The organism is Luteimonas panaciterrae, from assembly GCF_020511115.1.
Lineage (GTDB): Bacteria > Pseudomonadota > Gammaproteobacteria > Xanthomonadales > Xanthomonadaceae > Luteimonas > Luteimonas panaciterrae.
Window position 1 is genome coordinate 562,066 of sequence record NZ_JAJAVH010000001.1, and the last position, 26,542, is coordinate 588,607.

Sequence of the window (26,542 nt, forward strand, 5' to 3'; positions counted from 1 at the left end):
CATAATCACAGCATGAGCGTCCTCCGCTTCGACAACGTCAGCAAGCAGTATCCGGGCGGCCACGCGGCGCTCTCGGACGTCAGTTTCGAAGTGCAGGCCGGCGAGATGCTGTTCATCACCGGCCATTCCGGCGCCGGCAAGAGCACGCTGCTCAAGCTCATCCATCTCTCCGAGCGGCCGAGCCGTGGCGCCGTGCTGTTCGGCGAACGCAATCTGATGAAGGTGCGCGGCCGTCGCGTCGCGCTGCACCGGCGCGAGGTCGGCGTGGTGTTCCAGGATCATCGCCTGCTCACCGATCGCAGCGTGTTCGAGAACGTGGCGCTGCCGCTGATCCTGCGCGGCATGCGCCGTGGCGAGATCGCGCGGCGCGTGCGCAGCGTGCTGGAGAAGCTCGGCCTGGGCGCGCGTGAACGCGCGCTGCCTTCGCAGCTGTCGGCCGGCGAGCAGCAACGCGTGGGCATCGCGCGGGCGATGGTGTCCGAGCCGCAACTGCTGGTCGCCGACGAACCCACCGGCAATCTCGATCCGACCTTGTCGGCCGAGATCATGACGCTGTTCTCCTCGCTGCCCGCACGCGGCACGAGTGTGCTGATCGCCAGCCACGATCTCGGTCTGGTCAAGCGCATGAAGAAGCGGGTGCTCGTGCTCGATCACGGCACGCTCGCCGACGACATCTCGCCGGAGGATCTTGCCGATGAGTGACGCCCCGCAGGCGCCCGCGACGCGCGCCAATCCGCTTGCGCAGGTGGTGGCGGGCGCCGAGCCGCTGATGCGCGTGCCGTCTCCGAAACCCAGTCCCGTCGGCACCTGGTTCGATCATCATCTCTACAGCTTCGTCGCCAGCCTCGGCCGCGTGCTGGGCAAACCGTGGGCGACGCTGCTCACCATCGGCGTGATGGCGGTGGCGCTGGCGTTGCCGCTCGGCTTGTGGCTGGTGCTGGGCAATGTCGAACGCTTCGCCGGGCATGTGGAACAGTCGCGCGAGATCAGCGTCTTTCTCAAGCAGGACGTGGATGCCGCGCGCGCGGAAGCGCTGGCGCAGGATCTGCGCGGCCGCCGCAATGTCGGCAAGGTCGAACTGCGCACGCCGCAGCAGGGGCTCGATGAACTGCGCGACAAAGGCGGTCTCGGCGATGCGATCGACGCGGCGGGAAACAATCCGCTGCCCTTCCTGCTGATCATCACGCCAAAGGGCGACGAGACCATGCTCGCCGACGGACTGCGGCAACTGCCGGAAGCCGATGTGGTGCAGCACGACGCGCAATGGCGCGCGCGGCTCGACGATTGGCTGCGTTTCGGCACCCGCGTCGCCTGGGTGCTGGCGGCGCTGCTCAGCCTCGGCGCGCTGCTGGTGGTGGGCAACACCGTGCGTCTGGACATCCAGTCGCGGCGCGAGGAAATCGGCGTGCTGCAGTTGCTGGGCGCCACCGACGGCTTCATTCGCCGGCCGTTCCTGTATCTGGGCGCGTGGTACGGCCTGGCGGCCGGTGCCGCCGCGATCGGGCTGCTGACGGCGATGGGGTTCGCGCTGCAGGAGCCGCTGGCGGAATTGGCGCGCAGCTATGGCAGTCATTTTGAACTGGCAGGCTTCACACCCATGCAGATCCTGATCGTGCTGATCGGCGCCGCCTTGCTCGGCTGGCTGGGCGGAGGCCTGGTCACCGGCCACTTCCTGCGCCAGACCCGTCCGACCGAAACCTGACCTCGCGATCATGGCCGCAGCCCAGGACCTCCGCCACGTTGCCAGCGATGCACCGCGGGTGATGGTGGTCGACGGCTCGCGGATGATGCGCAAATTGATCGGCGATGTGCTGCTGCGCGAATTGCCCAACGTCGAGGTGATCGGTTGCAGCGGTTTGGCGGAAGCCGCCGCGGCGCTGGCTTCCACGCCCGTCGACCTCGTCACCACCGCGCTGGTGCTACCCGACGGCGACGGCCTGCGGCTCGCGCAGGCGGTGCGCACCGCGGCGGGCCAGCGCTACATGCCGGTGATCGTGATTTCCGGCGATGCGCAGTCGCATCTGGAGAATCGGCGGTTCACCGAGGATGTCACCGACTATTTCGACAAGTCGCTCGGTCATCATGCGCTGGCGGCGTTCATTCGCGGCTACGTACAGCCGGAGCCGATTCCAGGCGCGCACGTGCTCTACATCGAGGACAGCCGCACTGTCGCGCTGGCGACGATGCGCATGCTGCAGGCGCGGGCGATGCGCGTCACCCACGTCGTCAGCGCCGAGGCGGCGCTGGATTTCCTGCGCGAGCGGCGCGATGCCGGCGACGCGCCGGGCGCGGATCTCGTGCTGACCGACGTCTATCTGAAAGGCGCGCTCGACGGGCGCGACGTGCTCACCGCCGTGCGCAACGAATTCGGCTACGGCAAGCGCCGCCTGCCGGTGCTGGTGATGACCGGCGATGCCAATCGCGACAACCAGTCGACGCTGCTGCGCGAAGGCGCGAACGATCTGGTGATCAAGCCGATCGAGGAGCGGTTGCTGGTGACGAAGGCGTTGTTCCAGTTGCGGTTGGCGCGGATCTCGGAGCACTAGCTTCTATGGCAACAGCAAAGCAACAGTTGGGCACATGGGGCGAGAAGTTGGTTGCGGCAAAGTGCACCTGCCCCAAGTGCAAGCGGCCAAAGACGCTGAAGCTTCTACCGCCAAATTTCAAATGTGCTGACCTTATTTGTGACTTCTGCGGGTTCTTGGCGCAAGTGAAAGCCATGACAGTCCCCGTCGTTTCGCCTCTGCCCAAGCAGGTTCTCGGGGCTGCTTGGGGGCCGCAAAAGGAACGGATGGATTCTGGCATCTACTTCCCGCTCTTCTTGGTTCTAAAAGCGCCGGCTGCTCAGGCCGTCTACTACTTGCCAGTGGATTTCCAGAGTCCTGCGCTGTTCTCTGCTCGTAAGCCACTCTCTGCTTCGGCCAGACGTGCCGGCTGGCAAGGCTTCATGTATGTTCTTGGAGCGGTGCCGGAAGGGGCATTCGTTCGTCTGCTTTAACGGCCGAATAAGCAGACGCCACGTCGCGGCGTCGCTTAATTCAAGCGTAGACCGCCTTTTGAGACAAAAGCGGGTACGCTTCGACATCTTCCGTTCCACGATTCCGTTCCATGTCCGACGACGATCGCATCAAGCTCGAACCTTCTTGGAAAGCGCACGTCGGCGACTACCTGCAGCGCGACGAGATGCGCGCGCTCTCGCAATTCCTCCGAGAACGCAAGGCGGCCGGCGCGCGCATCTATCCGCCGGCGTCGCGTATCTTCGCCGCTTTCGATGCCACGCCGTTCGATGCGGTGAAGGTGGTGATCCTGGGGCAGGATCCGTATCACGGGCCGGGTCAGGCGCATGGTTTGTGTTTTTCGGTGCTGCCGGGCGTGCCGGTGCCGCCGTCGCTGGACAATATGTACAAGGAGCTCCAGCGCGATCCCGGCGTCACGCCATCGTTTCGGCGTCCCGATCACGGCTATCTGATGCCGTGGGCCGAGCGCGGCGTGCTGCTGCTCAACGCGGTGCTGACGGTGGAGGAGGGACGCGCCGGCGCGCATCAGGGCAAGGGCTGGGAAGGTTTCACCGATCATGTGGTCGACACGCTCAATCGCGAGCGTGAGGGATTGGTGTTCCTGCTCTGGGGCAGTTACGCGCAGGCCAAGGGCCGGGTGATCGACGTGCGCAAGCATCGCGTGCTGAAGACGACGCATCCCTCGCCGTTGTCGGCGCATCGCGGCTTTCTCGGCAGCGGGCATTTCTCCGCGACCAACGATTACCTCACGCGCCGTGGTGCGACGCCGATCGACTGGTCGCTGCCGCCGCGCGCCGAACTGATCGTGAAGTGAGCATGCATTCGTGAGCACGCCTTCGATGAGATCGGTCGTCGCCACCCGCTACGTCACGCCGCTGCGTGAGGGCGGTTCGCTGCCGGCGGTGATCGAGGCCGATGACGAGGGCATGTACGTGATGAAGTTCCGCGGCGCCGGGCAGGGCGTGAAGGCGTTGATCGCGGAACTGATCGCGGGGGAATTCGCCCGCGCGCTCGGTCTGCCGGTGCCGGAGATCGTGCTGGTCGAACTCGATCCGGACATGGCACGTACCGAGCCCGACCCTGAGATCCAGCATCTGATCCGCGCCAGCGGCGGGCTCAATCTCGCGCTGGATTATCTGCCCGGCTCGCTCAACTACGACCCGCTGGTGGATCGCCCGGAAGCGGAGCTGGCCTCGCGCATCGTCTGGTTCGATGCCTTCGTCAGCAACGTCGACCGCACCGCGCGCAATACCAATCTGCTGATGTGGCATCGCCGGCTGTACCTGATCGATCATGGCGCGGCGCTGTATTTCCATCATGACTGGAGCAGTGCATCGCGCAGCGCGGCCGCGCCGTTCGCGATGATCAAGGATCACGTGCTGCTGCCGTTCGCCACGCGCTTGCGCGAGGTCGATCTCGAACTGGCCGGCCGCGTCGACGAGAGCGCGATCGCGCGCATCGTCTCGCTGGTGCCGGAAAGCTGGTTCGAGGAGGAGCCGGCATTCGACGACGCGGCCCAGCACCGTCTGGCCTACATCGAATATTTCTGCCGGCGCCTGTCCGGGCGCTCGGCTTTCGTGGAGGAGGCGATCCGTGCCCAGTCCATCCACGTATGACTACGCCATCGTGCGCGTGGTGCCGCGCGTGGAGCGCGAGGAGTTCGTCAACGTCGGCGTGATCGTGTCGTGTCCGGACGCGAATCTGCTCACCGCCGCGATCGAACTCGACGAGGTGCGTGTGCGCGTGATCGATCCGAGCGTCGATCTTGAGGCGGTGCGCGCCCATCTGGATGCCGTGGTGCGTATCTGTCGCGGTGGCGCGGAGGCCGCGCCGATCGGTCTGCTGCCGCCGCGCGCACGCTTCCATTGGCTGACCGCGCGACGCAGCGCGATCATCCAGATGTCGCCGGTGCATACCGGGCGCACGAGCACTCCGGAGGGTGTTCTCGAACACCTGCTGACGCGCATGGTGCGCGTCTGAGAGCCGGGTCCGGCACGACGTGCGTGCCGGACCGTTTCGCTTACTTCTTCGTGAGCTCGAAGTAGCCGATCAGGCGGCGGCCGTCGGTCAGCGGTTCCTTGGTCATCGCCACGGCAATGCGGCGCGGATCGTCACCGACCTTCCAGACCGCCACGAGGTCGATGCCGGGATCGTGCCAGCTGTAGCGTTCCTGCGTGCCGCCGAGATCCTGTTCGACATAGTTGCCGACCAGTTTCTCGACTGCGTTCCAGGTGGTGAAGTCCTTGCGCGTCAGGAAGTAGCGCTGGGCGGTGACGGTGTATTCGCCCTTCATGTAATTGGTGAGCCAGCCGGACAGGGCCTGTTCGGTCCTGGTCTGTTGCTGCGGTGAAAGCGGCTGACCTTGCGGGTCGCTCCATGCGGGAAGTTGGTCGATCAAGGTGGCATCCTCGGTAGCGGGACAGCCTGCCGTCATGCCCAGCAGGGCTGTCAGAAGAATGGATTTCAACAGGGGGAAGCGTTGTGGGGCCATGCCATCTCCCGGAGACCGGTACGCACCAGTTTGGGTGAACTGTACAACCTCGGTTCCGGCCCGGGATGAAGGCGGCGGGCGGCGTTACATGCGCCGCGCGGCCGGGGCCTTTTCCGCGACTTCGACGGTGTCGGGCTGCTGCTGCTGCGTGGCCTGCTGGTCCTGCGCCAGCTGCTTCCCTTCGGCGTGGAAGGCCTGGCCGTCCGGCGAACCGGCGAGGCCTTTCAGCGCTTCCTTGAAGGAGCCCGGATCGCCGAGGCTGCCGAGCAGCGCGTCGATCTGCGCGCCGGCCTTTTCGCCGAGCGTCTTGGTGGGCGTCTTCACTTCCGGGCCGATGTTGAAATACTCGAAGCCCTGATCCTTGAGGATGTCGTTGAACTTCACGGTCATGATCGGGCTCGGACTGTCCTTGCCTTCGCCGACGTTGCTGTTGTTCGTCCACGGATTGCGCAGGTCGACCATCACATCGCCGGCCTGGTTCTTGTACATGCGCTCGACGGTGTAGACGTGGTTGTCGACCAGTCCGTCCTGCGGCGCGCCGGCCTTCTCCGGATCGGTGGACAGCGTCACCGGGCGGCCGTCCATCAGCGCCTTGTCGATGCGTTCGAGGGTCTTGTCGACGCCGATGCTCTGCGCGGTGGCGTTGCTGATGTCCTCGCCCTTGCTGCCGGTGAGGGTGAGCATGGCGTTGCGCGCCTTACCGCCCGCGGCAATGACGTTGTAGCCTTCCTTGAGGCCTTCGACCTTCGGGTCGGAATCGTTCAACTTGGCGAACGCGGTCTCGATCACCGCCGGCCAGATCGGCGAGTCGCCGGTCTTGCGGTTGTCGACCGTGCTGCCGCCCTGGCGCTTGAGGTTGTCCTCGAGCTCGGCCTGGGTGATTTCAAGCTTGACCGGCTTGATCTTGCCGCCTTCGTCCTTGTGCAGGGTGACGCTGAAGGTTTCGGTCTTGGGGTCGTACTGGATCATGTCCTTGATCCGGCTCGGCTGCTGATCGGCGATGGCGCCGAGCGAGGCGACGAAGAAACAGTCGCCCAGCGCATCCTGCTGGATGTCGCGAGCCTGAGGTTGTCCGTGTTTGCGAAAGAGGTCTTCGCTGGTGAAGCGAGGGGTAGGCGTCCCGGCCATAAGTGCTCTCCTTGAGCGAGTTTGGGCGGCGAAAAGCTAATACCCCGATTGGGCCTTCGGTCAAGCAGAAATTGGGGGTTTCGTCGGGTCTTGGGCGTGCGCTGGCCTGGAAATCAAGGGGCGCCGCGAATTTGAATCGGTTGAAATCCCGCGAAATCGCGGGAAACCGGGAGCGCGATTATCTCCGACCGTTCGGCCGGAGATAACCAGGATTACACGGAATTCCCGGGAATTTGCTGCGTTTGCACGCGCGCCAGCGCTCAGTCGCCGAGCGTGAGCAGCGAGGCGTTGCCACCGGCGGCGGTGGTGTTGACGGTGACGGTCTTCTCGGTGGCGAAGCGCGGCAGGTAGTGCGGGCCGCCAGCCTTGGGGCCGGTGCCGGACAGGTTCTGGCCGCCGAAGGGCTGCACGCCGACCACCGCGCCGATCTGGTTGCGGTTGACGTAGACGTTGCCGACCCGGGCGCGCGTGGCGATGCGCTCGATGGTGTCGTCGATGCGCGAGTGGATGCCGAGGGTGAGGCCGTAGCCGGTGGCATTGATGGCGTCGATCACCGCGTCGAGCTGGTCGGCCTGCCAGCGGATCACGTGCAGGGCCGGGCCGAAGTTCTCGCGGGTGAGTTGCGAGAGCGATTGCAGTTCCCAGGCGCGCGGGGCGAAGAAGGTGCCGTGGGCGATGTTGTCGTCAGTCTTCGCTTCCGCGATGAGTTTGGCGCTGCCGGCCATCTTCGTGGCGTGGTCCTCGAGCAGCTTCAGCGCGTCGGTGTCGATCACCGGGCCGACGTCGGTGGAGAGCAGGCCCGGATCGCCGACGCGCAGTTCGGCCATCGCGCCGGCGAGCATGCCGATCACCTTGTCGGCGATGTCGGCCTGCACGAACAGTACGCGCGCGGCCGAGCAGCGCTGGCCGGCGGAGGTGAAAGCGGAAGCGAGCGCGTCCTTCACCAGCTGCTCCGGCAGCGCGGAGGAATCGGCGATCAGCGCGTTCTGGCCGCCGGTCTCGGCGATCAGCACGCCGATCGCGGCATCGCGGGCGGCCAGTGCGCGGTTGATGGCGCGCGCGGTGTCGGTGGAGCCGGTGAAGGCGACGCCGGCCACGCGCGGGTCCTTCGTCAGCGCGGCGCCGACGGTGGCGCCGTCGCCGGGCAGGAATTGCAGCACGGCTTCGGGGATGCCGGCTTCGTGCAGCAGCTTCACGGCTTCGTAGCCGATCAGGTTGGTCTGCTCGGCCGGCTTGGCGATGACGCTGTTGCCGGCGGCGAGCGCGGCCGCGATCTGGCCGGTGAAGATCGCCAGCGGGAAGTTCCATGGGCTGATGCAGACGAATACGCCGCGGCCGGCCAGTTGCAGGGTATTGGATTCGCCAGTCGGGCCGGGCAGGGCTTCGGGCGCGAACACCTTGCGGGCCTGCGCGGCGTAGTAGCGCAGGAAGTCGGCGGCTTCGCGCACTTCGGCGACGCCGTCGGCGAGGGTTTTGCCCGCTTCCTTGGTGCACAGCGCGATGTATTGCGGCAGGCGCTGTTCGAGCAGCGCGGCAGCGTGTTCGAGGATGGCGGCGCGCGAGGCGGCGGGCGTGGCGTCCCAGGCGGGCTGTGCTTTCACGGCGTTCTGCAGCGCCAGTTCGACGGTGGCGCTGTCGGCGGCCTGCCATTGGCCGACCTGCTGACGGCGATCCGCGGGATTGCTGACGGCGATCAGCGGGCCGCCGATCTGCGCGCCGGGCACCAATGGCGCGGCGCGCCAGGACTGGCCGGCGGCTGCGTTCACTTGTTCGGCCAGCGCGCGCAGTTGATCGTCGTTGGCGAGATTGACGCCCATGGAGTTGCTCCTATCTGCATACTCATTTACAGCCGCTTGGCTGCGGTACAGATCGACCGGCAGCGGAATGCGGGGGTGGGGAATGGCATCAGCCGTGCTGAATTCGCTCACGGTTTCCACCGGGTCGCGGATGAGATCGTCGATGGCGACGTCCTCGTCGGTGATGCGATTGACGAAGCTGGAATTGGCACCGTTCTCGAGCAGGCGGCGCACCAGATAAGGCAATAGGTCCTCGTGCGAGCCGACCGGGGCGTAGACGCGGCACGGCACGTTGAGGCGATCGGCGGGAATCACTTCCGCGTACAGATCGTCGCCCATGCCGTGCAGCTTCTGGAATTCGAAGCCGCGATCCTCGCCCTTGCCCGGCGGCAGCAGTTTCGCGGCCATGCGATGCACGGCGGCGATCGTCTGCGCGTTGTGAGTGGCGAACATCGGATAGATCGCGTCGGTGGCCAGCAGCAGGCGTCGCGCGTTGGCGAGGTAGGAGACGTCGGTGTTCGGCTTGCGCGTGAACACGGGGTAGCCGGCTTGGCCTTCCACCTGCGCGCGCTTCACCTCCGAGTCCCAGTACGCGCCCTTCACCAGCCGCACCGGAATGCGGCGTTCGAGGCGGCGCGCGAGTTCGGCGATGAAGTCGATCACGAACGGCGCGCGCTTCTGGTAGGCCTGCACGACGATGCCGAAGCCGTGCCAGTCGTGCAGCGATGGGTCGGCCAGCACCTGCGCGATCAGGTCGAGCGAGAGTTCGAGGCGATCGGTTTCTTCCGCGTCGATGGTCAGGCCGATGCCGTATTGCTTGGCGAGCCGGGCCAGTTCCAGCAGGTGCGGGCCGAGTTCGGCGAGGACGCGGGCGCGCTGGCCGTGCTCGTAGCGCGGGTGCAGCGCGGAGAGCTTCACCGAGATGCTGGGGGACGAGAACACATTATTGAAGGGTCCCCCCGCATCGCCTTGGCGATGCGGATTGGAATGTTTGCCGATCGCGTGGATGGCCTTTCGGTAGGCTTCGAGATAACGCTGCGCATCACGCGCGGTCAGCGCGGCCTCGCCCAGCATGTCGAAGGAATAGCGGTAGGCGGCGTTGTCGCCCTTGCGCGAGCGCGTCAGCGCCTCCTCGATGGTGCGGCCCATGACGAACTGGTGGCCCATGATCCGCATCGCCTGGCGCACCGCCAGCCGGATCACCGGCTCGCCGACGCGGCCGATCAGGCGCTTGAAGGCGCCATGCACGTCGCGCTTGGTGCCGTCGGCGAGGTCGACCAGATGGCCCGTGAGCATCAGGCCCCAGGTCGAGGCGTTCACCAGCACCGAGTCCGACTGGCCCAGATGCCGCTTCCAGTCGGCTTCGCCGAGCTTGTCGCGAATCAGCTTGTCGGCCGTTTCCTGGTCGGGAATGCGCAGCAGCGCCTCGGCCACGCACATCAGCAGCACGCCTTCCTCGCTGCCGAGGTCGTACTGGCGCATGAAGGCCTCGATCGCGCCCTGGTTCTCGGCGTGGGCGCGCACCCGGCGCACCAGATCGGCGGCGGTGGCTTGGATGGCCTGCCGGTCGGCATCGCTCCAGTCGGGGTGAGGCTGGCGCGCCTGTTCGAGCAGTTCGCGCACGTGCGCGGCCTCGTCGCGTGCCCAGGCGGCGGTGATCGCCGCGCGCAGCGTGGCCGGCGGGGTGGGGAGTTCGGGGGAAAGAATGCTGGTCACAAAGTGCTTCAGGGCACGAGAGGGGCGTGATTTTAGGGGTGAAGGCGTTCTTGACGCGACCTTCATCGGTTTCGGCATGCGTGGACGGCGGTTTTCGGCATTGCAGGCCGTCTTGGGGTGGGATGGTGTGTTCGCCCGGGCTGTGAAGTGCGCATTTTCCGCACTTGTCGTGCTTTCGTCGGCCGTCCGTGGCGGCACGAATTTGGCTTCCGATCGCCCGGTCCGGCCCTCCGTGGCCAGGCACTTCCCCGGTCTGCGCGGCAGTGCCGCGCCAAGCGCGGCCCGGTTCGTCCTTGCCCGCAAATGCCCGTCACCGCTACCATTTGCAGGTTATCCGCAGACCGCCGCCGCTTCCTGCGTGCTTTCCGGCCCCCGGCCGTGTAGGCCGGATGTGGTCGACGTCTAAGCCATTTCGCCTAGCCAGACGCCAACGAGGCACTCGGGGTTCGATGTGATGCAATTCGGTCAGCTCAAACAAGCGCTGCTTTCACCGGTCCGCTCGGGATCGGCAAGTCTCAAGCAGTGGGCCGCGGGCCTTGCCCTGTCGGCGGCCTCCGCCAGCGCTTTCGCGCAGTCGGCCGATCCGGTGGAGTGGCAGCTCAACATGGGCCGGGGCGTGACCCCGCTGTCCGAGCACGCCTACGACGCGCACATGTTCGTGCTGTGGGTCTGCGTGGTGATCGGCATCGTGGTGTTCGGCGCGATGGCCTATGCGATGTTCAAGTTCCGCAAGTCCAAGGGCGCGGTCGCCGCGCAGTTCAGCCATAACACCAAGGCCGAGATCGTCTGGACGATCGTGCCGGTGATCCTGCTGATCATCATGGCCTACCCGGCCACCAAGAAGCTGATCGCCATGTACGACACCCGCGAGAGCGAGATGTCCGTGAAGATCACCGGCTTCCAGTGGATGTGGAAGTACGAATACCTGGGCGAGGACGTGTCCTTCACCAGCCGCCTCGACCGCGAGAGCGACCGCGTGCGCCAGAGCGGCGAGCGTCCGACGACCGAATCCAATCCGCACTACCTGCTCGATGTCGACCATCAGCTGGTGCTGCCCACCGACACCAAGATCCGCTTCCTGATCACCGGTGACGACGTCATCCACGCCTGGTGGGTGCCGGCGCTGGGCTGGAAGCAGGACGCCATCCCCGGCATCGTCAACGAAGGCTGGGCGGTGATCCAGAAGCCGGGCATCTACCGCGGCCAGTGCGCGGAACTGTGCGGCAAGGATCACGGCTTCATGCCGATCGTGGTCAAGGCCGTGCCCAAGGAAGAATTCAAGCAGTGGCTGGCGGCCGAGAAGGCCAAGAACGCGCCGGCGCAACCCGCCGCTCCGGCCGCGCCCGCGACTCCGGCGCCCGCCGAAGCGCCGGCCGCTCCGGCCGAAGCCGCGCCCGCCGCGACCGCGCAGCAGCATTCCGACGCCTCCGCTCCCGCGGCCGGCTGATCGCACGCATTTCTTGAGGTCCTAGCTCATGTCCGCCACTCATCCCGAAACTGTTGCCGGCGCTGACAAGCACGGTCACGACGATCACGCCCACGAGCACAAGCAGAGCTTCGTCGAGCGTTGGTTCTTCTCGACCAACCACAAGGACATCGGCACGCTGTATCTGCTCTTCAGCTTCGTCATGTTCATCATCGGCGCAGGCATGTCGGTGATCATCCGCGCGGAACTGGCCGAGCCGGGATTGCAGTTCGTCAATCCTGAATTCTTCAACCAGATGACCACCGTGCATGCGCTGGTCATGATCTTCGGCGGCGTGATGCCGGCCTTCGTCGGCCTGGCCAACTGGATGGTGCCGCTGCAGATCGGCGCGCCGGACATGGCGCTGCCGCGCATGAACAACTGGTCGTTCTGGATCCTGCCGTTCGCCTTCACCATGCTGCTGATGACGCTGTTCCTGCCGGGCGGCGCGCCCGCCGGCGGCTGGACGCTCTATCCGCCGCTGAGCCTGCAAGGCGGCAGCAACGTGGCCTTCGCCATCTTCGCCATCCACATGATGGGCATCAGCTCGATCATGGGCGCGATCAACGTCATCGCCACCATCCTCAACATGCGCGCCCCCGGCGTGGACCTGCTGAAGATGCCGGTGTTCTGCTGGTCGTGGCTGATCACCGCCTTCCTGCTGATCGCGGTGATGCCGGTGCTGGCGGGCGCGGTGACGATGCTGCTCACCGACAAGTTCTTCGGCACCAGCTTCTTCAACGCGGCCGGTGGTGGCGACCCGGTGATGTTCCAGCACATCTTCTGGTTCTTCGGCCATCCCGAGGTCTACATCATGATCCTGCCGGCCTTCGGCGTGGTCTCGGAGATCCTGCCGACGTTCTCGCGCAAGCCGCTGTTCGGCTACCAGGCGATGGTGTACGCGATCGCCTCGATCGCCTTCCTGAGCTTCATCGTGTGGGCGCACCACATGTTCGCCGTCGGCATGCCGCTGGGTGGCGAGATCTACTTCATGTACGCGACGATGCTGATCGCGGTGCCGACCGGCGTGAAGGTGTTCAACTGGGTCAGCACGATGTGGCAGGGCTCGCTGAGCTTCGAAACGCCGATGCTGTGGGCGGTGGCCTTCGTGATCCTGTTCACCATCGGCGGCTTCTCCGGCCTGATGCTCGCCATCGTGCCCGCCGACTTCCAGTACCACGACACCTACTTCGTGGTCGCGCACTTCCACTACGTGCTGGTGACCGGCGCGCTGTTCTCGATCATCGCGGCGACCTATTACTGGTGGCCGAAGTGGACCGGGCGCATGTACAACGAGTTCTGGGCCAAGTTCCACTTCTGGTGGACCGTGGTGTTCGTGAACCTGCTGTTCTTCCCGCAGCACTTCCTGGGCCTGGCCGGCATGCCGCGCCGCATCCCGGACTACAACGTCGTGTTCGCTGATTGGAACCTGATCAGCTCGATCGGCGCCTTCGGCATGTTCCTCACGCCGTTCATGATGATCGCGATCCTCGGCTACTCGCTGAAGAAGGGCGCTCACGCCCCGGCGCGTCCGTGGGAAGCGGCGAAGGGTCTGGAATGGACGGTGCCGTCGCCGGCCCCGCACCACACCTTCACCACGCCGCCGGTGATCAAGGATGGCGATCTGGCGCACGGCGACGTGACCCACTGAGCGATCCGTGATGAGCCCCGCACAACTCTCCAGCGATGAAGTCCAGGCACGCCGCAAGTCGGCGCGCCGGACCGCGCTGTGGGTGGCGGGGATCGCGGTGCTGATCTACGTCGGCTTCATCGTCGCGGGAGTGCTGCGATGAGCGTGCTGCCATGAGCGTGCAGCGTTTCGGCGTGCTGAGAATGGTGGCCGTGGCGCTCGGCGCGTTCGCCTTCACCTTCGCGCTGGTGCCGCTGTATCGCATCGCCTGCGAGAAGGTGTTCGGCGTGCGTCTGGAGAAGACCGCGCTGGCCGATGAGCGTGCCGCCGCGATGGAAAAGTCTGCCGGCAAAAGCGAGGAACGCTGGATCACGATCGAGTTCGACGGCGGCGTCAATTCCAAGCTGCCGTGGGCGTTCCATCCGGAGCAGACGCGCATGCGCGTGCGCCCCGGCCAGCAGTACGAGACCCTGTTCTACGCCCGCAACAACGGCCAGCGCGCCATCGTCGGCAATGCCGTGCCGTCGATCGCGCCGGCGCGTGCCTCGGGTTATTTCAGCAAGACCGAATGCTTCTGCTTCACCGCGCAGACACTGGCGGCGGGGGAGTCGCGCGACATGCCGGTGCGCTTCATCGTCGCGCCCGACCTGCCGCCTGAAGTGAAGACGATCACGCTGTCCTACACGTTCTACAAAAACGACGCGCTCACGTCGCAGCTCGCATCGCCGGTTTCGGGTGCGGTTGCCTCACGCGCCAAGCAGTAATCACCGCAAGCCCCGTTTCGTTCCCGGACATTCGCCATGGCCCAAGCTCACGCCCACCACGACGCCAACATCTACTACGTGCCGCACGGTAGCCGTTGGCCAGTGTTCGCCTCCGTCGCCCTGTTCATCACCATGTTCGGGCTGGCCAGCTGGATGAACGACGCAAGCTACGGCAAGCCCACGTTCTTCGTCGGCGCGGTGATCCTGCTCGCCATCCTGTTCAAGTGGTTCGCCGACGTGATCCTCGAGTCGATCTCCGGCTACTACAACAAGCAGGTCGACACCTCCTTCCGCATGGGCATGGTGTGGTTCATCTTCTCCGAGGTGATGTTCTTCGCCGCGTTCTTCGGTGCGCTGTTCTACGCGCGCCAGTTCGCGCTGCCGCACCTGGGCGGCGATGCCAGCCGCATCATGACCAACGAGCTGCTGTGGCAGGGCTTCAGCGCGGCGTGGCCGAGCAATGGCCCGGGCGCGATCGGCGGCCAGTACCAGATCATCCCGCCGTGGGGCCTGCCGCTGCTCAACACGCTGATCCTGCTGACTTCGGGCGTGACGATCACGATCGCGCACCACGCGCTCAAGGCCGGTCATCGCAAGCAGCTGCTGCTGTTCCTCGGATTGACCGTGCTGCTCGGCGCGACGTTCCTGTACTTCCAGGCCGAGGAATACATCCACGCCTACAAGGAACTGAACCTCACCCTGGGTTCGGGCATCTACGGTTCCACGTTCTTCATGCTGACCGGTTTCCACGGCGCGCACGTCACGCTCGGCACGATCATGCTGATCATCATCTGGCTGCGCTGTGCCCGCGGGCACTTCAAGAAGGACGATCACTTCGCCTTCGAAGCGGTGGCCTGGTACTGGCACTTCGTCGACGTGGTGTGGCTGGGCCTGTTCCTGTTCGTCTACGTGCTGTAAGGCGTTTGATCTTTCCTTCTCCCTTCGGGAGAAGGTGGCGCGTAGCGCCGGATGAGGGTGTGGCGAAGTCCATGATGTCTGGACTCTATGGGCTTCGCCGTCCCCTCACTCCAACCCCTCTTCCGGAGGGAGAGGGGCTACAAAGTTCATCGCCCGATCCCATGCGGCGTGATCCACCCCATATAGATGCTGAGGATCACCAGCAGGATCAGCAGCACCGACAGCGCGATGCGGCGGGTGAGCGCGTTCACCGTGCGCTTGGTCTTGCCCTTGTCGACCAGCATGTAATACAGACCCGCGCCGAGGTTCCAGAGGATGAGTATCAGGAAGGCGACGATCACCAGGGTTTTCAGCGAATCGTTCATCACGGGCTCCAGCACGGGCGCATGAGCGATTATCGCAGGCCCGGAACAAAGCGCGCATGAGCCGTTCTCGTCTTCTGCCATTGCTTTGGACGTTGGCGCTGCTGGCCGCCGCGGGTTTCTGCGCGCTCGGTACCTGGCAATACGGCCGCATGCATCAGAAACAGGCCATGCTGGATGCGGTGCAGGCGGTGTTGCAGCGACGCGAAGCGCAACCATTGGCGCTGGCCGCCGATCCCGCGCGCAAGACCGACTACGACTGGGCGGCGGGCGAAGGCGAATTCGCGCCGGGTCCCGCCCTGCTGCTCGACAACCAGCAGCGCGAGGATCGTGCCGGCGTGCGCGCGTATCGGCTGTTCCGGCCGGAGATGGGCGCGCAGCCGCTGCTGGTGGAGCTGGGCTGGCTGCCGTTGCCCGGCGATCGCCGCCTGCCCGTGATCGCGTTGCCGGAGGGCCGCCAGCGCATCCAGGGTCTGTTGTCGCCACCGCCTTCGCACGGCCTGCTGGCAGCCGTGGTCGCCAGGCAGCCGGATGGCACGCTGCTGATCACTGGCCTGGATGCTGCGGATCTGCCGCGCGAATTGCAGCTGGAGCGGCTGCCCCCGCGCGTGCTCAAGCTCGATCCCGCGCTCCCGCTCGGCTACGCGCGCGACTTGGACATTTTGCCCAACACCCTGACGCCGGAACGCCATTTCGGCTACGCCGTGCAGTGGTTCGCGCTGGCCATCGCGGTATTGGTGACGGCCTTGGTGCTGACTTTGCGCGGATCGAAGCCGAAAATAGCCGCATGAGCGAAACCATCCACTCCCGCCAGCGCAATCGCAACCGGATGCTGCTGCTCGTGATCTTCGCCGTGTTCTTCGGCGGCGCGATCCTCGCCGGCGCGCTGCGTTTCGCCGGCTGGAAGCCCGAGGGCATGAAGAATCACGGCGAACTGCTGCAACCGCCCGGCGATCTGCGCAAGGTGGTGCCGCATCTGGCCGCCGGCGGCGAATACCGCTGGGAGCCGGCGGCGCGCCGCTGGCGCATCGCGATCGCGCCGCCGGTCGGCTGCGCCGAGGTTTGCGTCAGACTCGCGCACCAGCTCGATGTGGTGTGGCAGTTGTTCGGTCGCGACGCCGACCACGTCGACATCCTCTGGATCGGCACGCCGCCACCGGCCGGCGCCAAGACCAACGCCGCCACGCGCGTGCTGCGCGACGATCCGGCGCTGCGTGCGGCATTGCCGCGCCTGGATGCGGCTTCCAACGCAGATACGAAAGACAAGAAAAATGGCATGGGCCTGCCGGTCTACGTCATCGATCCCAATGGCTTCGTGATCCTGCGCTACGCGCCCGGCGCCGATCCCGGCGACTTGCGCGCCGACATGTCCAAGCTGTTGAAACTGATGTGAGGCCGGCGATGAGTCAGACTCGATGAGTGTGCCCACGAAACCGGCGATGTCTCGCCCGACCGTCTACAAACCGGCTGTTTATAAGCACTTCCACAGGATCGCCTGGCTGGCGGTCGCGCTCGCGCTCACGGTGATCGTGTTCGGATCGTTCGTGCGCCTGTCCAACGCGGGCCTCAGTTGTCCCGACTGGCCGACCTGCTACGGCCGCGCGGCCTGGCCGACGGCGGCGAATCAGGCGATCGACCATGCCGCGACCGCGATCCGCCCGGTCGAACCGCACAAGGCCTGGCGCGAACAGTTCCACCGCATGATCGCAGGCCTGCTCGGTGTGCTGGTGCTGACGCTGGCGTTGCTGTCCGCGCGCAAGCGCCGTTACGGCGTGCTGCAGATCATCGCGGCAGCGGCGCTGGTGGCGTTGGCGATCCCGCTGTACATGCGCGGAGAGCATGGCATCGCTTCGGGTCTGGCGATCATCGGCGAAGCGATCCTGCTGTTCGCCGCATTGCGCTGGTCGAATCTCGACCTCGCGCGCGCCTCGGCGCTGACGTTGGCTGTCATCATCTTCCAGGCATTGCTCGGGATGTGGACGGTCACCTGGCTGCTCAAACCCATCGTGGTGATGGGGCATCTGCTCGGCGGCCTGCTCACGTTCTCGCTGCTGATCTGGATCGCCTGGCGCGCGACGCATCTGCCGATCCGTCTCGCCGATGCCACGCGATTGCGGCGCTGGCTGATCGTGACGCTGGTCCTGCTCGCGGTGCAGATCGCGCTCGGCGGCTGGGTCAGCGCCAACTACGCCGCGCTGGCCTGCGCCAACGATTTCCCCAAGTGCGTGGGGCAGTGGTGGCCGCCGCATGATTTCCGCGAAGGCTTCGTGCTGTGGCGCGGCATCGGCGTCGACTACGAAGGCGGCGTGCTCGACGGCGCCTCGCGCATCGCCATCCAGCTCGCGCACCGGATGATGGCGGTGGTCGCATTCGCGGCGCTGATCGCCACGGCAGTGCGATTGTTGCGCACGCCCGGCCTGCGCGGCTGGGGGACGCTGCTGGCGTTGCTGGCCTGCGCGCAGGTGGCGCTCGGTATCGCCAACGTCGTGCTGTCGCTGCCCCTGCAGGTCGCGGTCGCGCACAATGCCGGCGCCGCGCTGCTACTGTTCGTGCTGATCTCGCTGCTGGCGCGCCTGCGCACAATTGATCAATGACATGAAAGGGACCTTCGGCCAGTACTGGGAACTGACGAAACCGCGCGTGGTGGCACTGATCGTGTTCACCGCGCTGGTCGGTATGTTCCTGGCCGTGCCCGGATTGCCACCGCTGCGCGAGACCGTGTTCGGCCTGCTCGGCATCTGGCTGGCGGCCGCGTCCGCCGCGGCGATCAACCATCTCATCGACCAGCGCATCGACAAGGTGATGGTGCGCACCGCGCATCGGCCCCTGGCGACCGGCGCGCTGCGACCGGCGCAGGTGCTGGCGTTCGCGGTGTTCCTCGGCGCGGTGTCGATGACGCTGCTGATCGCGCTGGTCAATCCGCTCACCGCCGGGCTCACCTTCGCTTCGCTGATCGGATACGCCGTCATCTACACCGGCTTTCTCAAGCGCGCCACGCCGCAGAACATCGTCATCGGCGGCATCGCCGGCGCCGCACCGCCGCTGCTGGGCTGGGCCGCGGTCACCGGCATGCAGCACGAATGGGACTGGGCGCATGCGTTGCTGCTGGTGCTGATCATCTTCGTATGGACGCCGCCGCATTTCTGGGCGCTGGCGATCTTCCGCCGCGACGACTACGCACGCGCACTGATCCCGATGCTGCCGGTGACGCACGGGGTGACCTACACGCGCTGGCAGATCCTGCTGTACACATTGCTGCTGGTGGTGGCGACCATGCTGCCCTGGGCCGCGGGCATGAGCGGGCTGTTCTATCTCGGCGGCGCGCTGGTGCTGGGCCTGATGTTCGTCTGGTACGCCTGGAAGCTGATGAATCCGCCGGACGAGTTCTTCGCCATGCGCGTGTTCAATTACTCGGTGATCTATCTGATGGCGCTGTTCGCGTTCCTGCTGGTCGATCACTGGCTGCTGCCGGTATTGCAGCCGACGCCCGTGTTCGAGCTGCGGCCAACCTACTGATCAATCGGCGATGTCGCCGGCGGTCGCATCCGCCGCGCGGCGATGCGCGGCACGCGCGTAGCGCTGCGCCACGAAGGCGCAGACGATCAGCTGGATCTGATGGAAGAGCATGATCGGCAACACGATCGCGCCGAGGCTCGTGCCCGCGAACAGCACCTTCGCCATCGGTACGCCCGTCGCCAGACTCTTCTTCGAGCCGCAGAAGACGATCGCGATCTCGTCCTCGCGCGAGAAGCCGAGGCGGCGTGAGCCGAAGGTCAGGATCGTCATCACCAGGGCGAGCAGCACGATGGCGATCAGCGCGACCGCGAGCAGTGCATCGAGCGGCGTCTTCCGCCACAGCCCCTCGATCACCGAGGCACTGAACGCGGTGTAGACCACCAGCAGGATCGTGCCCTGATCGGTGTAGCGCAGCACGCCGCGATGGCGTTCCACCCAGGCGCCGATCCACGGCCGCAGCAGATGGCCGGCGATAAAGGGCAGCAACAACTGCAGCATGATGCTGCCGATCGCCTGCAGCGGATGCGCCATGGCCGCGCCGGCACCATTCTGCGTGCCGGCGAGCAATCCCATCAGCAGCGGCGTGAGGAACACGCCGATCAGGCTCGACATCGAGGCACTGCACACCGCCGCCGGCACGTTGCCGCCGGCCATCGAGGTGAAGGCGATCGAGGATTGCACCGTCGACGGCAGCGTGCACAGGAACAGCACGCCGATATAAAGCTCCGGCGTGAGCAGCCAATGCGCCAGCGGCTTGCCCGCCAAGCCCAACAGCGGAAACAGCACGAAGGTGCTGGCGAAGATCGTCAGGTGCAATCGCCACGCGGCCGCGCCGGCGATGATCGCCTCGCGCGCGAGCTTGGCGCCATGGAGGAAGAACAGAAAGGCGATCCCGACATCGGTGACGACATCCATTACCCGCGCCGCGGTGCCGGACAACGGCAGCAGCGAGGCGAGCAGGACGGTCGCCAGCAGCGCGAGGGTGAAGGAGTCGATGCGGAGCTTGGACAGGATCGGCATGGCGAAAGTCTAGCGTCCCGACCTCGTCATTCCGTGAGCAGGGCGAAACACAGAGTTCGGGCCGGCACGACGTGCGCCTATGATGGCGCCACCGGATCATGGGAGCGGGCGATGGACAGGCGCGATTTCTGCATCGGCACCCTGGCGTTGGCGGCGGCGCCGGCTGCGTCGCAGGCGAAGAGCGGCGGAAAACCGGGTCGACGCGCGATCGCATCGGCGGCCGACGGCACCTACGCGCAGGCGCATGAAGTCACCGGCGCCACGCGCGTGCTGTTCGTGAGCGGCCAGGTGCCGGCCGATGGCGAAGGCACGGTACCCGAAGGCTTTCGCGCGCAATGCCGGCTGGCCTGGGACAACGTCGGCGCGCAACTCAAGGCCGCCGGCATGGATTACGGCCATCTGGCCAAGGTCACCATTTACCTCGCCGATCGCCGTTATCGCGACGAGGCGCGCGAGGTGCGTCAGCAGGTGCTGGGCAAACTCGACACGCCGCCCGCGTTGACGGTGATCATCGCCGAGATTTTCGACGAGAGCTGGTTGCTGGAGATCGAGGCCATCGCACTGGCGTGATGGCCTCGTTTCCGATTACTTGGCTTCGCCCAGCAGGTGCTGTTGCCAGAACAGGACGGAGGCGGCATTGAAATAGTCGCTGTTCGACTTCTTCTTGAAGCCGTGGCCTTCGTCGTCGAACATCAGGAACCACACCGGCTGATCATTACCGCGCACGGCTTGGGCGATCTGCTCGGCCTCGGTGTACGGCACGCGCGGATCGTTCTTGCCCTGCGCGACGAATAGCGGCACGCGGATCTTGCCCGCGTTCTTCAGCGGTGAAATGCGCTCGAACACCGCTTTCATCTCCGGAACGCGCTCATCGCCGTATTCGACGCGACGCAGATCGCGGCGATAGCTCTCGGTGTTGTTGAGGAAGGTGACGAAGTCCGAAATGCCGACGACATCGATGCCGGCGCGGATGCGATCGCTGTAGTGCACGAGCGATGCCAGCGTCATGTAGCCGCCGTAGCTGCCTCCCATCACGCCGACGCGCTTGGCATCGAGTTCGGGCTGCTGCGCGATCCAGTCGAGCAGGGCGCCGATGTCCTTTACCGAGTCCTCGCGCTTTTCGGCATTGTCCAGCGTGAGGTAGGTCTTGCCGTAGCCGGAGGAGCCGCGCACGTTCGGCACCAGCACGGCGATGCCGAGCTCGTTGACCAGGAACTGCGTGTTGGCGCTGAAATTCGGAAATGCCTGCGCTTCCGGGCCGCCGTGAATGTTGATGATCACCGGCACCTTGCCGCCGTTGGCCGCCTTGGCGGGACGGTAATAGAAGGCTGGGATCGTGCGTGGCTTGCCGTCGACGCTGTCGAAGGTGGGGAAGCGCACCAGTGTCGGCGCGACGAACTTGCTGGTGTCGAGCCCGCCGACTTCGCTGCGCGTCCAGCGCGTGAGCTTGGAGGACGCGAGGTCGATGACGTAGGCATCGGTCGGCGAGGTCGCGGTGTTGAGGCTCAATGCCAGGCGCTTGCCGTCGGGCGAGAACTCCAGTCCGCCGATCAGGCCGATCGGCAGCTCGGGCAATTTCACCGGTGTATGCGAAGGCAGCGACAGCACGTGCAAACGCGCGATGCCGTCCTCGTTGGTGGCGAAGGCCAGATGCTTGCCGTCCTCGGAAATCTCCAGATCGGTGACATCCCACGGAATGTCCGCGGACAACGCCTTGAACGTGCCGCTGGCGGGATCGCTGCTTTGAGGCGAGTGATAGCGCAGCGTCTGGAATTCGCTGGGCTTGCCGTCGATCGGTTCGTCGGAGACGAAATACACGGCCTTGCCATCCGGTGCGAACTTGAAGGGGCCGAACGCCGCCTTGCCGCCGTCGACGGGGAACATCTCCAGCTTGCCTGTCGTCAGATCGACCACGCCCGGATAAGCCTCCGTCGCCGATACGCCCTTGAAGACGAGCAGGCGCTTGCCATCGGGCGAGAAATCCAGGGCTTCCCATGCGCCGCCTTCGGTGACGACCGCCTTCGCCTGTCCCGTGGCGAGATCGCGCACCCACACGTCCGTATCGGTGCCGTTGCGCGCGGTGCTGCTGTAGGCGAGCAGCTTGCCGTCGTGCGAAAGCGTCGGAACGTCGTTCTTGCTGCGCTTGCCGTCGGTGAGCAGACTCGCCTCGCGCGTATCGAAGTCGAACCAGTACAGCTGCGAGAATTCGTCGCCGCCCTTGTCCTTGCCGAACACGAACCCGTGGCGTTGGGAAGCAGGCGTGATCGTGACGCTGCCGACTGGCTCGGGATAGAACGTGATCTGCTCGCGCATGCCGAGCGGCTCGCACACGCGATGCGCCTGGTTGGTCTCGGCGAAGCGGGTGGTGATCAGCAGGCAGCCGTCCTGCGTCCAGCCGTTGACGGCAGCGCCGCGCGTGTTCTGGTAGCGGTTGAGTTGTTCGCTCAGTGCCGGTGGAATCGTGGGGATGCTTTCGCTGACGCGGTTGCCCACGGTCTCGCGGACCACGCTCTTGTCTTGCCGTTGTGCGTCTTGCGCAGAGGCGGATGCACAGGCGCAGGCGATGGCTGCGAACAACAGACCGCGAACGAGCTTCATGTCGACACCCCCAGAAATGGAAGCCGCAGTCTAGCGCAAGGCCCCTGGGGTTTCCCCTACATAGGGTTGGTCCGAGTTACATCCCGGCGCGTGAGTGAGGAGACTGCATTGCGAACGCAGTGCAGGGGGCTGCTCACGATCCGCGTTCGACCGTCCGCAGTGCGGAGAGGGCCTGCCATGATCCACAACATCGTCAGGGGCGACACGCTTTCGGAACTCGCGCTTCGCTACGGGACTTCGGTCCATCGGCTGATGTCGCTGAATCCCGAGATCAAGGATGCCGACCTGATCTACGCGGGCGATACGTTGAATATTTCCGGCGGTGCGCCGCGCGGGCACGGCGGAGCGAATGGCACAAGCGGGACGAGGGGCGTGTCCTCCGACACGCGTGTGGATTCCGGCACCGGTAATGCCGCCGCGATCGCGAAGCGCTTCATCGGCCGCGACGCCAGCGAACTCAAGCGCAGCGGCGAGTTGCCGATGAATCCCAACGTGCCGAGCACGGTGTGTTGTGCGAACTTCGTCACAGCTTGTTTGCAGAAGGCCGGCGCGATCGATTGGCACACCGATTCCGTCACCGTGCTGCGCGACCGGTTGCAGGCCGAGGGCTGGCAGCGCGTCGATTTCCGTCACGCCAAGCCTGGTGATGTGGTGATCATGAAGAACGCCAACCAGTCGCATACCGTGCTGTTCGCCGGTCTCGATGCCAGTGGACGACCGCAGTTCATCGGTTCCAACAATCGCAATGCGGATGGCACGCAGGAAGTCAGCTGGGGTGGGGCTTCCGGCAACTGGTACATCCTGTCCCGGCCTGGCTGATCGCCTTCTCGATGCGAATCAGTGCTCGTGCATGAGCGCGATTTTCCGGAACATCATTGGCCGAAAAGTGCCGCGGGCGCGCCGTGGTCCTGCGGCCAGGATTCCCATGCGACGTCGCCGGGGCCGACGACGTGCGCGACGATCCGCCATTGCGCGCCTTCCTGCTTCAGCAATGCCGCATACACGTCGGAAAGGCCGCCCGCCGCGGCTTGTTCGGCCAGCGGTGTGCGCGAGAAGTCAAGTCGCCGTCCATCGGGTGCGCGCAATTGCGCCAGCAGGAAGGCCCAGGCGCCATAACGGTCGAGGCTGTCGACGTGCAACGAGATCGGCAGCGTCAGCACCTGTTCGGCGGGAATCCGGGCGACATCGAGTATGGCTGCGTAATCGGCATCGTCGGGCTGTAGTGCCTGCAACGTCGTTTGTGGAAACGAGGAATTCATGGCGACTCCGCTGCGGCCGATGTTTGAATACTAGAGCGTTATCGGTTCGGCCGCGAACGTGCCGGGAGGATTCCTCACGACTCTTGCTAATGACGAACAGAGTTCAGCGTGTCCCAGTCCTGCTGGCAAGCAAGCCACGCAACTCGGCTTTGTCCGCATCATCGAGACTGGATTCGCGTTGCTTTGCCTGCAACTCATCGACGCGTTGCTGCAACGTCTGCTTGTCCAGCTGCGCGATGGTGTCGAGGAATTCGCGTTGCCAGGCCGATTCCTCGCCCGGTAACTGCTGGCTCGCCAACTTCTGCAGCGCCACGGCTTCCTCGCGGCCTTCGAAGTGTTCGAGCAGGGCGCCGGTGCTGATCTCGGGACGCGCGCTGATCAGCGCGATGAGTTCGGTCAGCAGCTCGATGCCGGGTTGGCGCAGGCTGATGAAACGAAACGGCGGCGCCAGCTCCAGCGCCAACGCGGGCTTCTGCAACAGCAGCGCGATCGCGCTGCGCACGAAGCTGCGCTTGGGTGCGGTCGTGGGTGTCGCGTCGCGCGCGCGCTGCACGGGCACGTGCGTGTCGGGCGTGCTCGTGCGCGCGCCGACGCCGGTCAGTTCGGTGAGATGCTGTTTCATCAGATCACCGAAAGCGCCATCGGGAATCTGCGCCAGCATCGGCTTGGCGCGCTCGGCCAGTCGCGCCTTGCCGTCGAGCGTGGCGAGATTGACGTCGGCCGACAATGAGTCGAACAGGAATTGCGACAGCGGCGTGGCCGCGCGCAATCGCGCATCGAAGCCTCCGGCGCCTTCGCTGCGCACCAGCGTATCGGGATCCTCGCCGTCGGGCAGGAACAGGAAGAAGGCCTGGCGCCCGTCGCGCATGCGCGGCAGCACCGATTCCATCGCACGCGTGGCGGCTTTGCGCCCGGCGGCGTCGCCGTCGAAGCAGAAGTACACGTCGGGCGCGTTGCGGAACAGCAGTTCGGCGTGATCGGGCGTCGTCGCGGTGCCGAGCGTGGCCACCGCCTGCGACACGCCGTGCTGGAACAGCGCGATCACGTCCATGTAGCCTTCCACCACGATCAGCCGCTCGATCTTCTGGTGTGCCTGCCGCACTTGCCACAGGCCGTAGAGTTCGCGGCCCTTGTGGAACAGCGCGGTCTCCGGCGAGTTCAGATATTTCGGCGAATCCTCGGGGTCGAGCACGCGTCCGCCGAAGGCGATGGCGCGGCCGCGGCGATCGAGGATCGGGAACATCACGCGATCGCGGAACTTGTCGTAGACCGAGCCCTTCTCGCTCTTCGACAGCAGGCCGGCGCGATCGAGCAGGTTCATGCGCCGTGCGTCGGTGCCGAGCGCATCCTTCAGCGCCGAATAGCCATCCGGCGCGTAACCGATGGCGAACTGCGCGCGCACGCTTTCATCGACGCCGCGGCGGTCGAGATAGGCGCGCGCTTTCTCGCTGACATTCAACTGCCTGCGGAAGAACTGCGAGGCCGCCTCCAAAGCGCTGTACAGATCGCGGCTGTCCGAATTCTCGTTGCGCTGCTGCGTCTCGCGCGGCACTTCCATGCCGGAGCGCTTGGCCAGCTCGTCGACCGCGTCGAGGAATTCGAGGCGGTCGTAGTTCATCAGGAACGAGATCGCCGTGCCGTGCGCGCCACAGCCGAAGCAGTGATAGAACTGCTTGGTCGGCGAGACGGTGAACGAGGGCGAGCGCTCGTCGTGGAACGGGCAGCGCGCCGAATACTCCTTGCCCTGACGCTTGAGCGGCACGCGCGCGTTGATCACCTCGACGATGTCCGTCCGGGCGAGCAGTTCGTCGATGAAGGCGTCGGGGATGCGGGCCATGCGCCCATGATCGCATCTGTGTAAAGCACCCGCGCCCCGAGCCGCGTCCGGGCGCGGGCTAGGGTCGCCCCGGATGTGCGGAACGGGCGGGAGCGGGCTAGGATCGCCCCGTCCGATCAGGAGCGCCGCCATGTTTCCGTCCGACGTCCGTCTGCCCGCCACCCCGCCGCCGCCCGCGACCTCGCCGGCGACGTCCACCGCGGCGCCCTACTGCCTGACCCCGGCGCAGACGCAGCAGCTGGCCCAGCAGTACGCCCCGATCCTGTATTTCCATCCGGATGAGCAGAATTTCCTGCAGAACCCGCAGACCTACATCGACCAGTCGACCCTGCGCCAGGAGCGCGACTTCTGGGGCGACAAGGAGCTCTACGGGCTCGGCGAGGTTCCCGGCAGCGAGCTGGCCGGGATCGGCGAGGGCAATCGGGACGCCGACGGCCAGATCTTCCTCGACCACCAGAACGAGGAACTCGGCGACGGCATCCGCGCCGGCGACCTCGGCAACAGCCAGAACCTCTACCAGTACGACCCGGCCTCCAACACCATCACCTATCACCTGTTCTATTCGTACAACGACGGCCCGCCGGGCGTGGGCGACGTGCAGAACCACGAAGGCGACTGGGAAAAGATCACGGTGCAGCTGGACAGCAACTTCCAGCCGGTGGAGGTGTGCTACAGCGCCCACAATGGCCTGAACGTCTCGCGCTCCTGGGCCGATGCGCCGAAAGAGGACGGCCGGCCCGTGTCGTACGTGGGGCAGGGTTCGCACGCAAACTATCCCGAGCCCGGCGACTGGTCCACCAACTTTCCCGGTGTGAACGACATCGCCGCCACCGGCGGCATCCGCTTCGATCTGGCCGAACGGCCGGCGGTGGACGTCACGCAGGAGGATTACTACGGCGGCTACGTGCTGTGGGGCGAACGCGGCAGCGCCGCGGAAGTGGGCATCGGCGAGACGACGGGGCCAACCGGACCTTCATCGACCAAGGGACCGATCCTCGACGCATCGCCGCGCGAGCCGGAGTAGG

General features: G+C 65.7%; 27 protein-coding genes. 19 read left to right on the plus strand and 8 right to left on the minus strand.

Annotation, left to right across the window (positions count from 1 at the left end; translation table 11 throughout):
* Positions 1-12 precede the first annotated feature (12 nt).
* The 7 genes from ftsE to LG367_RS02515 all read left to right on the plus strand — a co-directional run bounded on the left by ftsE (position 13) and on the right by LG367_RS02515 (position 4,997).
* The gene (ftsE, locus tag LG367_RS02485) at positions 13-702 is read left to right on the plus strand and encodes a cell division ATP-binding protein FtsE (RefSeq protein ID WP_226467627.1); all 690 of its coding nucleotides are present in this window, start codon (positions 13-15) and stop codon (positions 700-702) included.
* Between the two features lie 67 nt (positions 703-769).
* A complete protein-coding gene (ftsX, locus tag LG367_RS02490; protein WP_226467963.1) occupies positions 770-1,702 on the plus strand; it encodes a permease-like cell division protein FtsX in 933 nt (310 codons plus the stop codon).
* A 10-nt stretch (positions 1,703-1,712) separates the two neighbouring features.
* The gene (locus tag LG367_RS02495; RefSeq protein ID WP_226467628.1) at positions 1,713-2,546 is read left to right on the plus strand and encodes a response regulator; all 834 of its coding nucleotides are present in this window, start codon (positions 1,713-1,715) and stop codon (positions 2,544-2,546) included.
* 5 nt (positions 2,547-2,551) lie between these two features.
* On the plus strand, positions 2,552-2,998 hold the full coding sequence (locus LG367_RS02500; RefSeq protein ID WP_226467629.1) for a DpnI domain-containing protein: 447 nt from the start codon (positions 2,552-2,554) through the stop codon (positions 2,996-2,998).
* Positions 2,999-3,108: 110 nt separating this feature from the next.
* Positions 3,109-3,831: a uracil-DNA glycosylase gene (gene ung / locus LG367_RS02505; protein WP_226467630.1), complete on the plus strand. Its 723-nt coding sequence runs from the start codon at positions 3,109-3,111 to the stop codon at positions 3,829-3,831.
* A 25-nt stretch (positions 3,832-3,856) separates the two neighbouring features.
* Entirely contained in the window at positions 3,857-4,633 is a 777-nt protein-coding gene (locus LG367_RS02510) for a HipA family kinase (RefSeq protein ID WP_226467631.1), read from the plus strand.
* A complete protein-coding gene (locus LG367_RS02515) occupies positions 4,611-4,997 on the plus strand; it encodes a DUF3037 domain-containing protein (protein WP_226467632.1) in 387 nt (128 codons plus the stop codon). Before LG367_RS02510 ends, LG367_RS02515 begins: the two co-directional genes overlap by 23 nt.
* Positions 4,998-5,037: 40 nt before the next feature.
* Here the strand turns inward: LG367_RS02515 and LG367_RS02520 are convergent, their stop codons facing one another.
* The 3 genes from LG367_RS02520 to putA all read right to left on the minus strand — a co-directional run bounded on the left by LG367_RS02520 (position 5,038) and on the right by putA (position 10,139).
* Complete coding sequence (locus LG367_RS02520; RefSeq protein ID WP_226467633.1) at positions 5,038-5,508, minus strand: hypothetical protein; 471 nt, start codon at positions 5,506-5,508, stop codon at positions 5,038-5,040.
* 84 nt (positions 5,509-5,592) lie between these two features.
* Positions 5,593-6,636, minus strand: a complete 1,044-nt coding sequence (locus LG367_RS02525) for a C2 family cysteine protease (protein ID WP_226467634.1) — start codon at positions 6,634-6,636, stop codon at positions 5,593-5,595.
* Positions 6,637-6,896: 260 nt separating this feature from the next.
* Complete coding sequence (gene putA / locus LG367_RS02530) at positions 6,897-10,139, minus strand: bifunctional proline dehydrogenase/L-glutamate gamma-semialdehyde dehydrogenase PutA (protein ID WP_226467964.1); 3,243 nt, start codon at positions 10,137-10,139, stop codon at positions 6,897-6,899.
* Positions 10,140-10,602: 463 nt separating this feature from the next.
* On the opposite strand from putA, the gene coxB reads away from it, so the two are divergent.
* The 5 genes from coxB to LG367_RS02550 are packed head-to-tail and all read left to right on the plus strand — an operon-like array spanning position 10,603 to position 14,925.
* On the plus strand, positions 10,603-11,595 hold the full coding sequence (coxB, locus tag LG367_RS02535) for a cytochrome c oxidase subunit II (RefSeq protein WP_226467635.1): 993 nt from the start codon (positions 10,603-10,605) through the stop codon (positions 11,593-11,595).
* A 28-nt stretch (positions 11,596-11,623) separates the two neighbouring features.
* Positions 11,624-13,264 (plus strand): cytochrome c oxidase subunit I, encoded by a 1,641-nt coding sequence (gene ctaD / locus LG367_RS02540; protein WP_226467636.1) that lies wholly within the window; start codon positions 11,624-11,626, stop codon positions 13,262-13,264.
* A 10-nt stretch (positions 13,265-13,274) separates the two neighbouring features.
* Positions 13,275-13,406, plus strand: coding sequence for a hypothetical protein (locus LG367_RS18490; RefSeq protein ID WP_264179745.1), 132 nt, complete (start codon positions 13,275-13,277; stop codon positions 13,404-13,406).
* A gap of 10 nt (positions 13,407-13,416) precedes the next feature.
* The gene (locus tag LG367_RS02545; protein WP_226467637.1) at positions 13,417-14,007 is read left to right on the plus strand and encodes a cytochrome c oxidase assembly protein; all 591 of its coding nucleotides are present in this window, start codon (positions 13,417-13,419) and stop codon (positions 14,005-14,007) included.
* A gap of 36 nt (positions 14,008-14,043) precedes the next feature.
* On the plus strand, positions 14,044-14,925 hold the full coding sequence (locus LG367_RS02550) for a cytochrome c oxidase subunit 3 (protein ID WP_226467638.1): 882 nt from the start codon (positions 14,044-14,046) through the stop codon (positions 14,923-14,925).
* Between the two features lie 146 nt (positions 14,926-15,071).
* On the opposite strand, the gene LG367_RS02555 is transcribed toward LG367_RS02550, so the two are convergent.
* Complete coding sequence (locus LG367_RS02555; protein ID WP_226467639.1) at positions 15,072-15,290, minus strand: twin transmembrane helix small protein; 219 nt, start codon at positions 15,288-15,290, stop codon at positions 15,072-15,074.
* 56 nt (positions 15,291-15,346) lie between these two features.
* On the opposite strand from LG367_RS02555, the gene LG367_RS02560 reads away from it, so the two are divergent.
* From LG367_RS02560 to cyoE, 4 genes are read left to right on the plus strand one after another with little or no spacing between them, the layout of a single operon-like run.
* A complete protein-coding gene (locus tag LG367_RS02560; protein ID WP_226467640.1) occupies positions 15,347-16,078 on the plus strand; it encodes an SURF1 family protein in 732 nt (243 codons plus the stop codon).
* Positions 16,075-16,680: a hypothetical protein gene (locus LG367_RS02565; RefSeq protein WP_226467641.1), complete on the plus strand. Its 606-nt coding sequence runs from the start codon at positions 16,075-16,077 to the stop codon at positions 16,678-16,680. Before LG367_RS02560 ends, LG367_RS02565 begins: the two co-directional genes overlap by 4 nt.
* A gap of 46 nt (positions 16,681-16,726) precedes the next feature.
* Positions 16,727-17,881, plus strand: a complete 1,155-nt coding sequence (locus LG367_RS02570) for a COX15/CtaA family protein (protein ID WP_226467642.1) — start codon at positions 16,727-16,729, stop codon at positions 17,879-17,881.
* Between the two features lies 1 nt (position 17,882).
* Positions 17,883-18,803, plus strand: coding sequence for a heme o synthase (gene cyoE, locus LG367_RS02575; RefSeq protein ID WP_226467643.1), 921 nt, complete (start codon positions 17,883-17,885; stop codon positions 18,801-18,803).
* Here the strand turns inward: cyoE and LG367_RS02580 are convergent, their stop codons facing one another.
* Positions 18,804-19,823 carry a bile acid:sodium symporter family protein gene (locus LG367_RS02580; RefSeq protein WP_226467644.1) on the minus strand — a complete coding sequence of 340 codons (1,020 nt, stop codon included), beginning with the start codon at positions 19,821-19,823 and terminating at the stop codon, positions 18,804-18,806.
* A gap of 111 nt (positions 19,824-19,934) precedes the next feature.
* On the opposite strand from LG367_RS02580, the gene LG367_RS02585 reads away from it, so the two are divergent.
* On the plus strand, positions 19,935-20,393 hold the full coding sequence (locus LG367_RS02585) for a RidA family protein (protein ID WP_226467645.1): 459 nt from the start codon (positions 19,935-19,937) through the stop codon (positions 20,391-20,393).
* A gap of 15 nt (positions 20,394-20,408) precedes the next feature.
* Here LG367_RS02585 and LG367_RS02590 read toward each other — a convergent pair whose 3' ends face one another.
* Positions 20,409-22,421 (minus strand): S9 family peptidase, encoded by a 2,013-nt coding sequence (locus LG367_RS02590; RefSeq protein WP_226467646.1) that lies wholly within the window; start codon positions 22,419-22,421, stop codon positions 20,409-20,411.
* 177 nt (positions 22,422-22,598) lie between these two features.
* On the opposite strand from LG367_RS02590, the gene LG367_RS02595 reads away from it, so the two are divergent.
* On the plus strand, positions 22,599-23,240 hold the full coding sequence (locus LG367_RS02595) for a LysM peptidoglycan-binding domain-containing protein (RefSeq protein ID WP_226467647.1): 642 nt from the start codon (positions 22,599-22,601) through the stop codon (positions 23,238-23,240).
* Between the two features lie 53 nt (positions 23,241-23,293).
* Here the strand turns inward: LG367_RS02595 and LG367_RS02600 are convergent, their stop codons facing one another.
* Positions 23,294-23,680, minus strand: coding sequence for a hypothetical protein (locus LG367_RS02600; protein ID WP_226467648.1), 387 nt, complete (start codon positions 23,678-23,680; stop codon positions 23,294-23,296).
* A 103-nt stretch (positions 23,681-23,783) separates the two neighbouring features.
* The gene (gene dnaG / locus LG367_RS02605; RefSeq protein ID WP_226467649.1) at positions 23,784-25,517 is read right to left on the minus strand and encodes a DNA primase; all 1,734 of its coding nucleotides are present in this window, start codon (positions 25,515-25,517) and stop codon (positions 23,784-23,786) included.
* A 130-nt stretch (positions 25,518-25,647) separates the two neighbouring features.
* Between dnaG and LG367_RS02610 the strand changes: the two genes are divergently transcribed.
* The gene (locus tag LG367_RS02610; protein WP_226467650.1) at positions 25,648-26,541 is read left to right on the plus strand and encodes a Vps62-related protein; all 894 of its coding nucleotides are present in this window, start codon (positions 25,648-25,650) and stop codon (positions 26,539-26,541) included.
* Position 26,542 lies beyond the last annotated feature (1 nt).